At 70.3% G+C, this 13,949-nt stretch carries 11 protein-coding genes and 2 pseudogenes; 10 read left to right on the top strand and 3 right to left on the bottom strand.

What is annotated here, in order from left to right; genetic code table 11:
* Positions 1–45 precede the first annotated feature (45 nt).
* The 7 genes from upp to JL475_RS29900 all read left to right on the top strand — a co-directional run bounded on the left by upp (position 46) and on the right by JL475_RS29900 (position 8,849).
* On the top strand, positions 46–711 hold the full coding sequence (upp, locus tag JL475_RS29930; protein WP_202281101.1) for a uracil phosphoribosyltransferase: 666 nt from the start codon (positions 46–48) through the stop codon (positions 709–711).
* A complete protein-coding gene (locus JL475_RS29925) occupies positions 708–1,616 on the top strand; it encodes an EamA family transporter (RefSeq protein ID WP_202281100.1) in 909 nt (302 codons plus the stop codon). The genes upp and JL475_RS29925 overlap by 4 nt, the downstream gene beginning before the upstream one ends.
* Positions 1,617–1,653: 37 nt before the next feature.
* On the top strand, positions 1,654–5,484 hold the full coding sequence (locus JL475_RS29920) for an amino acid adenylation domain-containing protein (protein WP_202281099.1): 3,831 nt from the start codon (positions 1,654–1,656) through the stop codon (positions 5,482–5,484).
* A 103-nt stretch (positions 5,485–5,587) separates the two neighbouring features.
* Complete coding sequence (locus tag JL475_RS29915; protein WP_202281098.1) at positions 5,588–5,842, top strand: tautomerase family protein; 255 nt, start codon at positions 5,588–5,590, stop codon at positions 5,840–5,842.
* Positions 5,839–6,777 carry a pseudouridine-5'-phosphate glycosidase gene (locus JL475_RS29910; RefSeq protein WP_202281097.1) on the top strand — a complete coding sequence of 313 codons (939 nt, stop codon included), beginning with the start codon at positions 5,839–5,841 and terminating at the stop codon, positions 6,775–6,777. Before JL475_RS29915 ends, JL475_RS29910 begins: the two co-directional genes overlap by 4 nt.
* An 18-nt stretch (positions 6,778–6,795) precedes the next feature.
* Positions 6,796–7,878, top strand: coding sequence for an alkene reductase (locus JL475_RS29905; RefSeq protein ID WP_202281096.1), 1,083 nt, complete (start codon positions 6,796–6,798; stop codon positions 7,876–7,878).
* Positions 7,875–8,849 carry a ribose-phosphate diphosphokinase gene (locus JL475_RS29900; RefSeq protein WP_202281095.1) on the top strand — a complete coding sequence of 325 codons (975 nt, stop codon included), beginning with the start codon at positions 7,875–7,877 and terminating at the stop codon, positions 8,847–8,849. The genes JL475_RS29905 and JL475_RS29900 overlap by 4 nt, the downstream gene beginning before the upstream one ends.
* Positions 8,850–8,968: 119 nt before the next feature.
* Here JL475_RS29900 and JL475_RS29895 read toward each other — a convergent pair.
* Positions 8,969–10,016, bottom strand: a pseudogene (locus JL475_RS29895) (zinc-binding dehydrogenase).
* A 9-nt stretch (positions 10,017–10,025) separates the two neighbouring features.
* Here JL475_RS29895 and JL475_RS40430 point away from each other — a divergent pair.
* Positions 10,026–10,136, top strand: a pseudogene (locus tag JL475_RS40430) (TetR family transcriptional regulator); the annotation flags it as partial.
* 308 nt (positions 10,137–10,444) lie between these two features.
* Here JL475_RS40430 and wrbA read toward each other — a convergent pair.
* Positions 10,445–11,065: an NAD(P)H:quinone oxidoreductase gene (gene wrbA, locus JL475_RS29890; protein WP_202281113.1), complete on the bottom strand. Its 621-nt coding sequence runs from the start codon at positions 11,063–11,065 to the stop codon at positions 10,445–10,447.
* A 232-nt stretch (positions 11,066–11,297) separates the two neighbouring features.
* Here wrbA and JL475_RS29885 point away from each other — a divergent pair, with 232 nt between their 5' ends.
* Together JL475_RS29885 and JL475_RS29880 are read left to right on the top strand one after the other, a co-directional pair.
* Complete coding sequence (locus JL475_RS29885; RefSeq protein ID WP_202281094.1) at positions 11,298–12,059, top strand: pirin-like bicupin family protein; 762 nt, start codon at positions 11,298–11,300, stop codon at positions 12,057–12,059.
* 255 nt (positions 12,060–12,314) lie between these two features.
* Complete coding sequence (locus JL475_RS29880) at positions 12,315–12,923, top strand: YceI family protein (protein WP_202281093.1); 609 nt, start codon at positions 12,315–12,317, stop codon at positions 12,921–12,923.
* A 321-nt stretch (positions 12,924–13,244) separates the two neighbouring features.
* Here JL475_RS29880 and JL475_RS29875 read toward each other — a convergent pair whose 3' ends face one another.
* Positions 13,245–13,496 carry a hypothetical protein gene (locus JL475_RS29875; RefSeq protein ID WP_202281092.1) on the bottom strand — a complete coding sequence of 84 codons (252 nt, stop codon included), beginning with the start codon at positions 13,494–13,496 and terminating at the stop codon, positions 13,245–13,247.
* Positions 13,497–13,949: the final 453 nt, after the last annotated feature.

The following is a 13,949-nucleotide window of genomic DNA, read 5'->3' as shown; positions in this document are numbered from 1 at the left end:
TCCCTCTGCGGCGCTCCGCCGACAGCCGACATCGAGGAGTCACACGTGACCACGGGCCACCATGTCCACCTGCTTCCGCAGACCGACCAGCTCCGCGCCATCCACACGATCATCCGGGACCGTGACTGCACCCGCGAGGACTTCGTGTTCTACGCGCGGAGAGTCATCCGTCTCCTGCTCGAACACGGCCTCGACCTGCTGCCGTTCACCAAGCAGGAGGTCACCACCCCGGTCGGTGCCACCTATCACGGACTCGCGTTCGCCACGAAGGTCTGCGCCGTCCCCGTGATCCGGGCCGGCGAGGCCATGGAGAGCGAACTGCGCGACATCCATCCCGGCATCCGCATCGGGAAGGTCCTCATCCAGCGCGACAAGCAGACCAAGCTGCCGCAGCTGTACTACAAGCACCTGCCCGACGACATCGCCGACCGGCACGTGCTGCTCCTCGAGCCGATGCTGGCCACCGCCGGGTCCGCCCTCGCCGCCATCGACGTCCTGCTGGAGGCGGGGGTGCGCGAGGACCACATCGTCATGGTCAATTTCCTGTCCTCCCCCGAAGGGCTGCGCCGCGTCGGCATCGAGCGGCCCCGGGTGAAGATCGTCACCAGCGCGATCGAGGACCGGCTCAACGAACACGCGTTCATGATCCCCGGCATCGGCGACTTCGGCGACCGGTTCTTCGGGACCACCGACTCCGGAGCCGAGAAGTGAACAGCCAACGCGTCGCGGTCACGTCCGCGGTCACCGCCCTCGCTCCCGCGGTCTGGGGCTCCACCTATCTGGTCACCACCGAATTCCTGCCGCCCGACCGGCCGTTGCTGGCCTCCACCGTGCGGGCGCTGCCGGCCGGACTGATCCTGCTGCTGATCACCCGCACACTGCCCAGGGGCATCTGGTGGTGGAGGGCCGTCGTACTCGGTGTGCTGAACATCGGCGCGTTCTTCTACTTCCTGTTCCTCGCCGCCTATCACCTGCCCGGCGGAGTGGCCGCGCTGGTGATGTCCGTCCAGCCGATGATCGTCCTCCTGCTGGGTCCGGTGCTGCTGCAGGACCGCATCCGGCCGGTTCACATCGCGTCGTGTCTCCTCGGCGCGGCGGGCGTGGCCCTGCTGGTTCTCCAGCCGGACGCGGGCCTGGACGCCATCGGCATCATGGCCGGCCTGCTCGGCGCGCTGTCCATGGGTTCCGGCATCGTTCTCACCAAGAGGTGGGGGCGCCCCGAGGGCGTCGGTCTGCTGACCTTCACCGGCTGGCAGCTGACCGTGGGCGGCCTGGTCCTGCTGCCCGTCACCCTGATCGGCGAAGACCTGCCGGGCCACCTCACCTGGGGCAACGTCGGCGGCTTCGCCTACCTCAGCATCATCGGCGCGCTGATCGCCTATGTGCTGTGGTTCCGAGGCCTGTCGCAGTTGCCGGCGCTCGCCGCCTCGTTCCTGTCGTTCGCCTCGCCACTGTGCGCCGCGGTCCTGGGATACCTCTTCCTGGACGAGACCCTGCGACCGCTGCAACTGCTCGGCGCGGCGGCCGTGGTCGGAGCCGTCGTCCTGGCCCAGCCGCGCACCCGCAGAACCAGACAAGCACCGTCGCAGCCGGCCCGGGCCACCAGCCGGGTCTAGCGCGATCCACACTCGTTCGGGGGGGATCCACTCGACAATGAGCACCCAAGTACCGATATCAGGCGTGTCCTTCAAGCACGCGTCACTGCGCGGTCTGCTGCACCACCAGGTGCGGTCCAGACCCGACGACATCGCGGTCACCGCCGCCGGCGGCGACCTCACCTTCCGCGAACTCAAGGCCGAGGCCGACCGGCTCGGCTCCCACCTGGCGGCGCTCGGCGCAGCACCCGACACCTGCGTCGGGCTCTACGCCGAACCCTCCGCCGACCTGGTGACCGGCGTCTGGGGCATCCTCACCGCCGGCGCCGCCTACCTGCCGCTGTCACCCGACTACCCCGAGGCCCGGCTGCGGTACATGGTCGAGAACGCGGGCGCCCGGATCGTCGTCACCCAGCCGCACCTGGCGGACCGGCTCGACCGCCTGGTCCCCCCGGGCACGATCGTGGTCACCGCCGCCGACGCCCCGGAAACCGGCAACCCCCTCCGGCCCGACGACACACAGGCCCACCACCTCGCCTACGTCATCCACACCTCCGGCAGCACCGGCAAGCCCAAGGGCGTGATGATCGAGCAGCGCAGCATCGTCTCCCAGCTGCGCTGGCTGGCCGACTGCGGCCACCTCGGCCCGGACGTGTCCATCCTGCAGAAGACGCCGATGAGCTTCGACGCCGCCCAGTGGGAGATCCTCGCCTGCGCGGTCGGCGCCCGGGTCGTCATGGGCACCCCGGGGCTCTTCCGGGACCCCGAGGGCATCATCACCACGATGTGCCGGCACCGGGTGACCGCCCTGCAGGGCGTGCCGACGCTGCTGCAGGCCCTCGTCGACACGGAAGAACTCGGCGCCTGCCCCTCCCTGACCCACATCTTCTCCGGAGGCGAGGCCCTCACCCGCACCCTCGCCCAGGACCTGTTCCGCGCGCTGCCCGGCGTGTCGCTGGTCAATCTGTACGGCCCGACCGAGACGACCATCAACGCCACGTCGTTCTGGGTCGACCCGGAGACCCTCACCGGGTCGTCGCCCGGGATCATTCCGGTCGGTGTCCCGGCCGACAACGTCACCTGCTACATCCTCGACGAGAACCGCCGGCCGGTGAACATCGGCGAGAGCGGTGAACTGTTCATCGGCGGAGTCCAGGTGGCCCGCGGCTACATCGGTCTGCCCGAGGTGACGAGGGAACGTTTCCTCGTGTCGCCGTTCAACCCCACCGAGCGGCTCTACCGGACCGGCGACCTCGCCCAGTGGAACCCGGACGGCACGATCCAGTTCACGGGCCGCGCCGACAACCAGGTGAAGCTGCGCGGCTACCGGGTCGAACTGGAGGAAGTGGCCTCCCGGATCGAAGAACACACATGGGTGCGCAGGGCCGCGGCGGTCGTCACCGACGACGCCCGCACCGGCGGCAAGACCCTCGTCGCCGCGGTCGAGCTCAACGAACGTACGGCCGCGGTGATGGACCAGGGCCGCAGCGACGCCGCCCACCACCAGTCGAAGACGTCCAAACTCCAGGTCAAGGCCCAGCTGTCCAACCCGGGCCTGCGCGAGGAACACCAGCTGGAAGGACGTCAGGTCGTCGCGCTGCCGGGCAAGGAGGGCAGCGCGGAGCAGCGCAGGACGGCCTTCGCCCGCAAGACCTACCGGTTCTACGACGGCGGCGGCCTGACCGCCGGCGATGTCCTCGACCTGCTCGCCCCGCGCCCCGTCGAGGCCGCGGAGCCACGTGAGGTCAGCTCCCTCACGCTCGGTGAACTCGGCTGCATCCTCCGCTGGTTCGGACCGTTCCGCAGCGGCGAGCGGCTTCTGCCCAAGTACGCCTACGCTTCGCCCGGCGCCCTCTACGCCACCCAGATGTACCTGGAGGCCGACGGCCTGGCGGGCCTCGACGGCCTCTACTACCACCATCCGGTCGATCACACCCTGGTCCGCGTCGGCGATGCGTCCCACCGGGGCGAAGGCGGCCTCAGGGTCCACTTCGTCGGCAAGCGGCAGGCCATCGAGCCCGTCTACAAGAACAACATCGTCGAGGTGCTGGAGTTCGAGGCCGGCCACATGCTCGGCGTGTTCGAGGAGGTGCTGCCGGAGTACGGCCTGACCATCGACCCGGCCGGCCACCACCCCGCGGTCATGTCCCGGCTCGACCTGGCGGACGACGACCACTACATCGGCACCTACGCCGTCACCACGCACCACGGCCGCACCCGCCCCGACGAGGTCGAGCTGTTCGTACAGGCACACGGCGATCGCGTCGCCGGCCTGCCCGCGGGGCTCTACCACCACCAGGACGGCGAACTGAAGCCGCTCGGCGAGAAGGTGGTGGAGCGCCGGCACGTCATCGCCATCAACCAGGGCGTCTACGACCGGTCCGCGTTCGGCATCAGCGCGGTGTCCCGGGCGGGCGAGGAGCAGCGGCACTACATCGTGCTCGGCACGCTGCTGCACCGCCTGCAGCGCACCCCGCACATGGGTTTCATGTCCTCCGGCTACTCCTCGAAGACCGGCAACCCGCTGCCGGCCTCCCGGCGCCTGGACGACCTGCTCGCCGAAGCGGGCCTCCCCGCGGCTCCCGCGTCGTACTTCTTCGTGGGTGGCCGCATCACCCCTGAACAGGCCGCACACGAGGGCATGAACGAGGACGCCGTGCACACCAACGGCCCGGCGGAGACGATCCGCGACGACCTCGCGCAGTTCCTGCCCGACTACATGATCCCGGCCCGCGTGGTGGTGGTGAACGAACTGCCGCTCACCGCCAACGGCAAGATCGACGCCAAGGCCACCGCACGGCTGCCGGAGGTGGCCGCGACCGGCGTCTCGGCCGTCCACATCGCCCCGGCGACCCCGACCGAGCAGTGGCTGGCGGCCGAGTGGGGCCGGATGCTGAGGTACGACGACGTCTCCACACAGGACGAGTTCTTCGCCTCGGGCGGCAACTCCCTGCACGCCGTGGCGCTGGTGAACCGGATCAACAAGGAGTTCGGGACACACCTCCCGCTGCAGGTGATCTTCGAGACGCCGAAGCTCCAGGACCTGGCCACCCGCGTCGACGACGGCACGCCGCGGCGCAGCTCCCGTCTGGTGTCACTGCACCCCGGCGGCTACGGCGACCCGGTGTTCGCCTGGCCGGGCCTGGGCGGCTACCCGATGAACCTGCGCCTGCTCGCCCAAGGCGTCGGCCTCGGCCGGCCGGTGACCGGCATCCAGGCACACGGCATCAACCCCGGCGAGACGCCGTACAGCACGATCCGGGAGACGGCGATGGCCGACGTCGCCGAGATCCGCCGCGTCCAGCCGTCGGGGCCGTACACCCTGTGGGGCTACTCCTTCGGAGCACGGGTGGCCTTCGAGGCGGCCTGGCAGCTGGAGCAGTTCGGCGAGAAGGTGGAGAACCTGCTGCTGATCTGCCCCGGCAACCCGGAGATCCGCAACGAGGACACGCGGCGCTGGGGCCGCGAGGCATCCTTCGCCAACCCCGCCTACGTCACCATCCTCTTCTCCGTCTTCGCGGGCACCGCCCACGGCCCCGCCGTACGGGCCTGCCTGAAACAGGTGACGGACGAGGACACCTTCGTCGCCTTCGTCCACGGCCGGATGCCCGCACTCGACGAGGGGACGATCCGCCGCATCAGCCGGATCGTCGCCGAGACCTACGAGTTCGAGTACAGCTTCCGTGAGCTGCAGGAACGCACGATCGACGCCCCGGTGACCATCTTCAGGGCGCGCGGCGACGACTACTCGTTCCTGGAGAACAGCTCCGGCTACTCCGCCCACCCGCCGCGGATCGTCGACCTCGACGGCGACCACTACGGCGTGCTGAAGAAGCACGGGGTGAACGAACTCATCGACCGCATACGGCACGTCAGCGACCGGCGGTAAGCGCGTCCCGTACACGACCGGCACACCGCCGCCCGAGCACCTCGCCCCGCGTGTCCCCCGCCGCGGGGCGAGGTCCCCCTCCGCACGAAAGGTTTCCGCCGCCGTGCCGCACGTCAGCATCAAGCACTTCTCCCGCACGTTCACCGACTCCGAGAAGGCCGACCTGGTCACCGCACTGACGCGGACGGTCACCCGGGTGTTCGGCGTCGAGCCGGGAGCGGTGTCGATCGCCGTCGAGCCCGTCGCCCCGTCCGACTGGACGGCCGATGTGCACACCCCGGAGATCGAGGCCAAGGCCCACCTGCTGTGGAAGCAGCCGCACTACTCCCAGCCCGTCCCGACCGAAGGAACCCGATGAGCCCCGCGATACCCGTCGCGTACACCGAAGAGGTCCGTGAGGCCCTGCACGAGGGCCGCCCGGTCGTCGCCCTGGAGTCCAACGTCATCACGCACGGACTGAAGTACCCGCACAACGCCGAGACCGCGCTCAAGGTCGAGGCCGCCGTCCGCAAGGGCGGCTCCGTCCCCGCGACCATCTGCGTCGAGGCCGGCACGATCCGGGTCGGCATGACCGAGCGGGACATCGAGCGCTTCGCGGCCGAATCCGGCATCCCGAAGGTCTCCAGCCGCGACCTGCCGGTGACACTGGCCCGTGGCGGACGCGGCGCCACCACCGTCGCCTCCTCGCTGGTGGCCGCCGAACTGGCCGGCATCCCGTTCTTCTCCTCGGCCGGCCTGGGCGGCGTGCACCGCGGCGCCGAGACGACGATGGACATCTCCTCGGACCTGATCCAGCTCACCCGCTCCAAGGTCGCGGTCGTCTGCGCGGGCGCCAAGATGATCCTCGACCTGAAGCTGACCATGGAGTACCTGGAGACGCAGTGCGTCCCGGTGATCTCCCACGGCTCCGACGACTTCCCCGCGTTCTACTGCGCCTCCAGCGGCGTCCGCGCCCCGCACCGCATCGACGACGAGGACCTCGTCGCGAAGGTCGTCGCCACCCACTGGGCCACGGGCCACCCCGGCGGTGTGGTCCTCACGACCCCGCCGCGCGCGGAGGACGCCGTCGACGCCGCCGAGGCCGAGGCCGCGATCGCCGACGCGCTCGCCAGGGCGGAGCGGGACGGTGTCACCGGCCAGGGCCTCACCAAGTACCTGATGCACGCCGTCGACAGGGCCACCGGGGGACGGACCGCGCAGGCCAACATGGCCGTCCTCATCTCCACGGCCGAAGTCGGGGGCCGCCTGGCCGCCGCCTACGCCCGCCACCAGACCGCCGAATCCCAGAACTAGAACCAGCCAAGGAAGAACATGACCACGTTGTTCGACTCCGTCACCTTCGGCAAGATCACGCTCGCCAACCGCCTCGTGATGGCGCCCATGACCCGCAACCGGGCCAAGCCGTGCGGCGGCGCCACCGAGCAGATGGCCGAGTACTACGCTCAGCGCGCCTCCGCCGGCCTCGTCATCACGGAGGGCACCCAGCCGTCCCAGGTCGGTCAGGGCTTCCTCAACACGCCGGGCCTGCACCACCCGGAGCAGGTCAGGACATGGCGCGCCGTCACGGACGCGGTGCACGCCCGCGGCGGCAGGATCGTCGTCCAGCTGATGCACTCCGGCCGCATCGGCCACCCCTCCCTCTACGACAGCGCCCACCAGTCGGTCGCTCCCTCGCCGGTCGCCGCCGCGGGCCGGTGCTTCACCCCGGACGGCCCGCAGGACTATCCGGTTCCGCACGAGCTGACCGCCGACGAGATCGCCGCCACCGTCCAGGACTTCGTCACCGCCTCCCGCAACGCGGTCGAGGCCGGCTTCGACGGTGTGCAGATCCACGCGGGCAACGGCTTCCTGCTGCACCAGTTCCTGGCCGCGAACACCAACCACCGCACCGACGCCTACGGCGGCTCGATCGCGAACCGCATCCGCTTCACCGTCGAGGTCACCGAGGCCGTCGCCGCCGCCATCGGCAACGAGCGCACCAGCGTGCGCGTCTCACCCGGCAACACCTACAACGACATCGCCGAAGGCGAAACCGAGGAGCTGTACACGGCCCTCGTCCAGGCTCTGCCGGACCTGGCCTTCCTGGAGGTCTGCGAGATCGTCACCCGTCCCGTCACCAGGACCGTGCGCGACCTGTGGCAGGGCAACCTGATCGTCAACCCGCACGCCACCCCGGACTCCTTCCCGGCCGGCGTCGAGGCCGCCCGGCAGGTGCTCGACGAGGGCCTCGCCGACGCCGTCTCCCTCGGCGCCCTCTTCCTCGCCAACCCCGATCTGCCCGCCCGTATCCAGGCAGGCGGCCCCTTCAACACCCCCGACGAGTCCGCCTACTACGGCGGCGACCACCGCGGCTACACCGACTACCCGGCCCTCGGCCGGGAAAGCAGCCGGTGAAGCCGGGGTCGCCGGCCGTCGGGCGCCGGCTGCAGATCTTCACCGGAAGGGCCCACCCCGACCTCGCCGAACGCATCTCCGCCGGGCTCGGCACGGCCCTCGTCCCCACCCAGGCACGGGACTTCGCCAACGGCGAGATCTACGTCCGCCACGAGGAGTCCGTGCGCGGCGCGGACTGCTTCCTCATCCAGTCCCACACCCACCCCATCAACACGTGGATCATGGAACAGCTCATCATGATCGACGCGTTGAAACGGGCCTCCGCCCGCAGCATCACCGCCGTGGCGCCCTTCTACGGCTACTCGCGCCAGGACAAGAAGCACAAGGGCCGCGAGCCGATCTCCGCCCGTCTGCTGGCGGACCTGCTCACGGCGGCCGGCGCGGACCGGATCATTACGGTCGACCTGCACACCGACCAGATCGTGGGCTTCTTCGACGGCCCCGTCGACCACCTGTTCGCGCTTCCCCTGCTCGCCGACCACGTGGCCGGCCTCACCGAGCACCACCGGCTCACGGTGGTGTCGCCCGACGCAGGGCGGGTGCGGGTGGCCGACCGGTGGTGCGACCGGCTGGGCGTGCCGCTCGCGATCGTCCACAAGAAGAGGGACAAGGACGTCGCGCACCAGGTGAGCGTTCACGAGGTGGTGGGCGAGGTGGAGGGCCGGGTCTGTGTCCTGGTGGACGACATGGTGGACACCGCCGGCACGATCTGCGCGGCGGCGGACGCCCTCTACGACGCCGGCGCGGAGGACGTCATCGTCGCCGCGACGCACGGCATCCTGTCCGGACCGGCCCTCGACCGCCTGAAGAACAGCAGGGTCAGCCGGTTCGTCTTCACCGACACCCTGCCGACCGCCGCCGCGACCGGACTGGACAAGGTCGAGGTCCTGTCCATCGCCCCACTGATCGCCCAGGCGATACGGGAGATCTTCGAGAACGGTTCGGTGACGAGCCTCCTGCAGGACCTGTAGAACTCCCGGACCCCCAGGCCCGCCACGCGTATGGTGTGCCTCCCTCTTCGACGCCCCTCTCACCCGGCCCGCTCCGGTCCGCGTGAGAGGGGCGGACCGTGATCCGCCGGATGGAGAACTCAGGGGTGCATGACGATCTTTCCCACGTGCCTCCCGCGGGCGAGTTCCTCCTGCGCCTGAGCGGCCTGCTCCAGTGGGAGGGCCGCGGAGACAACGGGCTGGACCTCGGCCTGACGAGCCAGGTCCATGAGGAGGCCGAAGTGCGTGGGCGTGTGCATCGCGGAGCCGACGACCTGCGCGTTATGCAGGTAGAGGCGGCGCACGTCGAAGGTCACGTCGTACCCGCCCAGTGCGCCGGCGATCACCCACCGGCCTCCTTCGCGCAGCAGCGGCAGCCCCTCACCCACCAGTTCGCCGGCCACGACGTCGAGTGCGACGTCGATGCCCTCCGGGGCGGCGGCGCGGATCTGCTCGGCGACGTTTCCCGCGCGGTCGACGACTTCGTGCGCGCCTGCCTCGCGCACCGCATCGATCTTGGGCCCACTACTGATGGCGAGCACCCTCGCACCGCGCGCGGGCGATCTGCACCAGCGCGAGGCCGACGCCGCCGGACGCCCCCGAGACCAGGACGGTCTCCCCCTCCCGCAGCCGACCCCGCTCGATCATGCCCAGCGCCGTGCCGTAGGCGGTCGGCAGTGTCGCGAGCTGATCGTCCGTGAGCGGGGACCGCGTCACGTCGTGCACACGCTCCGCCGGCGCGGTCACGTACTCGGCGTAACCACCGTCGCGCTCGCTCCCCATCAGACCCACCGGGTTCGCGTCCGGCCCTTCGGTGTCGTAGACCGCCGGGTCGACGACCACCCGGCACCCGACGAGGCTCCCGTCCACGTCGGCGCCGACCGCCACGACCCGGCCGGCCACGTCGGCGCCTTGAACGCGCGGGAAGTCGATCGGGCCCCGCCGGCCCGACAGCGCCTTCGGGTCTCCCGGGCGGCCGTAGGCGCCTTCCCGGGTCCACAGGTCGGTGTCGTTCAGCGCCACCGCGCCGACCCGGACCAGTACCTCTCCCGCCCGCGGAGCAGGCACGGCCACTTCCGTCAGCTCAAGAACCTCCGGCCCTCCGTGTCCTGTGATGCGCACCGCGCACATGGACTCGGGCACACCCATCGCCAGGACCTCCTCGCCACCCGGCTCCTCGTGCTGCACGAGGGTGCCCTCGCCACGCAGCCGCTCCCGCTCGACACTTTTCTGCACAGCGCCGACCTGGCGCGATCCCGGCTCCAGGCCGGCGCGCCACCCCGTCACCAGCCGTCGAACAGGGCCCCGGGACCAGGGTGTTCGGTGACTCGCTTGTTTTGGTCTCACGGGTCTCGCCGGTTCCTCTGAAACGGAAGCGGGTGATGTCGCCTGCGACCTCTCGGCTTCATGCACGAACCCGACACATCGCAGTACCCGCTTGAGCGCAAGGCAAAAGGTGGGCGGGTGCCGGTCCGCCGACTGGGCGGGGATCGGTCGGATCCGTGACGGCCCGTCGGCCGCACCCCGTTGTGCGGCCGACGGGCCGGGCTCCGGCGCGCTCCCGAAGGAGGGACGGCTCAGGCGGCGGCGAGGCCGGCCTTGAGACCGGAAGCGATCTTGACGACGCGCTCGGCCTGGACGCGGGCGGCGGTGCGGGTGGTGGCGTCGACCGGGTTGTTGCCCTGGGCGTCGACGTGGGAGGTGCCGTAGGGGTTGCCGTCGGCGAACTTGGCGGGGTCGGTGTAGCCGGGGGCCACGAGGATGCCGCCGAAGTGGTGGACGGAGTTGTACAGCGCGAGCAGGGTGGACTCCTGGCCGCCGTGGGCGGTGGAGGAGGCGGTGAAGCCGCTGTAGACCTTGTCGGCCAGCTTGCCCTGGGCCCACAGGCCGCCGAGGGTGTCGATGAACTGCTTGAGCTGCGAGGCGATGTTGCCGAAGCGGGTGGGCGAGCCGAAGATCACGGCGTCGGCCCACTCGATGTCGGCCGGGGTGGCGACGGGGATGTCGGCGGTGGCGGCGGCGGTGGCGGCCCAGGCCGGGTTGGAGTCGATCGCGGCCTGCGGGGCCAGCTCGGCGGCCTTGAGCAGGCGGACCTCGGCGCCGGCCTTCTCCGCCGCCTGGGCGATCTCCTTACCGATCTCGGCGACGATGCCGGTGGAGGAGTAGTAGACGACGGCGAGCTTGGTCTGGGTGCGCACGGCTGCGGTCTCCGTTCGGTTGGTGTCGGGGGTGCGGTGACGGCTGAAGATGCCCATGACAGCTTTCGTTCCGGTGCTGAACACCCACTGCCGGGTGTTAGTTGAACGGTAAACCATTGCGAGGGCGTCCGTGCCTGCGGGGGTGGAGAGGCGGCCGGGCTCGCAGATTGGTATAACGTTCAACTAACCCCTGGTCCGATGACCTGCCCCCACCGACGACAAGGACACCGCCATGGCCTCCGCCCTCGACGTCCGCCGCGCCGGCGAGCGCTTCCGCACCCGCGCCGGCTGGCTCGACTCCCGGCACTCCTTCTCCTTCTCCCGCCACTGGGACCCCGCGAACACCCACTTCGGGCTGCTGCTGGTCTCCAACGACGACGTCGTCGCGCCGGGCACCGGCTTCGACACCCACCCCCACCGCGACATGGAGATCATCACCTGGGTGCTGGACGGCGGTCTGGTCCACCAGGACTCCGAGGGCCACAACGGGGTGATCTATCCGGGCCTCGCCCAGCGGATGAGTGCCGGCACCGGCATCCTCCACAGTGAGAAGAACGACTCCTGGACCCTCACCGGCGAGCCCGCCCACCAGGATCCCGTCCACTTCATCCAGATGTGGGTCATCCCCGACGAGGCCGGCATCAAGCCCGGCTACGAGCAGCTCGACATCAACGGTGAACTCGCCCGCGGGGGCTGGACCACCCTCGCCTCCGGCATGCCCCGGCACGCCCACCAGCGCGCGATCGGCCTCCGGCAGAAACACGCGGCCCTGCACGTCGCCCGCATCCGCCCCGACGAGACCCTCCCGATCGTCACCGCCCCCTTCACCCACCTCTTCCTCGCCCGGGGCAGCGCCGAACTGGAGGGCGCGGGCCCGCTGGCCACCGGTGACGCGGTCCGCGTCACCGGTGCGGAGGGTCAGCGCATCACCGCCGGCCCCGACGGTGCCGAGGTCCTGATGTGGGAAATGCACGCCGCCGTCACCGCGGCGTGACGCGCGCAGCGATCCGTGCGGTCGGCCCGTGGGGTGCGACCTGACGAAAGTTTCCGCAGTGCGGCCGGTTCAGCGGATCCCCGCCCGGCACGGCAACCGTGTCGGCGACCTTCCCGGCCGTGGGGTCGGCGGATTCTCGTGGCTGCCGTGCTCAGGTTGCCGGACCGCCGGGAATGCAGAAATCACCCGGAATTGATTCAAGGTTCAATATGTTAGGGGAGGGCGGAAGACCTCCCCTCCCCGAAGGACGACCCCATGGGCCTGTTCAACCGTCGCCGCGCCACCGCCCCCACCCCGGCCGCCGACTCAGCCTCCGCGCCGAACACCGCCCGGTTGACCGGCATCTGGACCATCGACCCCGCGCACAGCAGCATCGCCTTCGTCGCCCGGTATGCCATGATCACCAAGGTCCGCGGCACCTTCGAAGACTTCGACGGCCGCCTGTACCTGGACGGCGAGCGTCCCGGGCGCTCCACCGCCGACGTGACCATCAAGGCCGCCAGTCTCCACACCCGCCAGAAGCAGCGCGACCAGCACCTGCGCAGCGCCGACTTCTTCCACGCCGAGGCCCACCCCACGTTGTCCTTCCGCAGCACCTCCGTGCAGCAGCTCTCCGCGGACACCTACCGTCTGACCGGCGACCTGAGCATCAAGGACGTCACCCGCCCGGTCGTCCTGGGCCTGACCCACACCGGCACGGCAACCGATCCCTTCGGCAACGAGCGCGCCGGTTTCGAGGGCTCCACCACGGTCGACCGCACCGACTGGGGCCTGACCTGGAACAGCGTGCTGGAGACCGGCGGCGTGCTGGTCGGCGAGAAGGTGAAGCTGGAGTTCGACGTCTCCGCGATCCGCGCCGCCTGACCACCGCCCCGCCCACGCGCCACTGCCGCCATGCGACTCAGCGGTTCGCCTGAAGATCCTGTCAGGCCGCGTCCTCGACGAGCCCGAAGGTGTCCGGAAACTCTTCCAGGAACGCCCGCCGTGACGCGTCGTCCTCTTCGGCGGCCATGGTGCGGCGGTCTTCTTCGCGAAGGAGAGCGATCGATGAACGACGTGTACGCGTTCATCGAGGCGGAGAAGACCACCCACCCAGTCGCTCCGTTGCGCCGGCTGCTGACGGTGACCCGGCCATCAAGGCTCCGCCGACCGCGTGGTCGAGGTTCGTGCAGTCCTGCCACGGATTCAGTGGCCGACCTGCGCCTCACCGCCTACGGGCCGCGCCGCCCTGTAGAGGCTGACCGCTCGGCGAGCAGCTTGAGCAGCCAGGAGCGCGAGCCAGATTCCCCCCAGACACGGCCCGAGAAGGCCCCACCAGTCCACCACCGGCTCCGCAAGAATCCTCACCACCCGCCAGACGTCGTAGATCACGATGCCGGCCAGCCCCACAGCCAGGAGAGCCATCGTCCACCAGCGCTTGAACCAACCTTTGGTCACGTTTCTCCCCCTTGGTGAAGTCACTCACCACCACCGGACATCGGTCGAGCGTGCCGCCCTCGCTCCGTGTCCGTTCCGGCAGGAGGCCGCGGGGACCCACGATGCCTCACGAATCCAGCCGTATTCTCTCCCAGCTCAAGCGCTCGGCGGTCAGCAGGGAGCCACATACGCGATCTTACGAACCGACGACGGCCGGACCGGCAGGGTCTCCTGGAAAACCACCACCGCCACGAATCACAAACCCCGGGGGGTACCCTGCCCACTGCCGAAGACGCTGCGCGAACAGGGCTTCACGACCACTGGGCAGGAGTTCCACAGCTCCACCCCGGCCATGATCAGTTCCAGCACCGCACCCGAGGGGACGCGCCGGCGCACCCGGTCGGGTTCGTCGCCCCTGCCACCGATCCGCAGAACCCCCCCGCTGCGGCCGAGCCCCCGCACCCGGTACGCACA

Source organism: Streptomyces sp. M2CJ-2, from assembly GCF_016757295.1.
Taxonomy (GTDB): domain Bacteria; phylum Actinomycetota; class Actinomycetes; order Streptomycetales; family Streptomycetaceae; genus Streptomyces.
This window is presented reverse-complemented; position numbering and strand designations above follow the sequence as displayed.

Bases quoted from the DNA above. Each gene is read 5' to 3' on its own strand.
- JL475_RS29920 (WP_202281099.1), top strand. From the start codon at position 1,654: ATGAGCACCCAAGTACCGATATCAGGCGTGTCCTTCAAGCACGCGTCA.
- JL475_RS29910 (WP_202281097.1), top strand. From the start codon at position 5,839: ATGAGCCCCGCGATACCCGTCGCGTACACCGAAGAGGTCCGTGAGGCC.
- JL475_RS29905 (WP_202281096.1), top strand. From the start codon at position 6,796: ATGACCACGTTGTTCGACTCCGTCACCTTCGGCAAGATCACGCTCGCC.
- JL475_RS29885 (WP_202281094.1), top strand. From the start codon at position 11,298: ATGGCCTCCGCCCTCGACGTCCGCCGCGCCGGCGAGCGCTTCCGCACC.
- JL475_RS29880 (WP_202281093.1), top strand. From the start codon at position 12,315: ATGGGCCTGTTCAACCGTCGCCGCGCCACCGCCCCCACCCCGGCCGCC.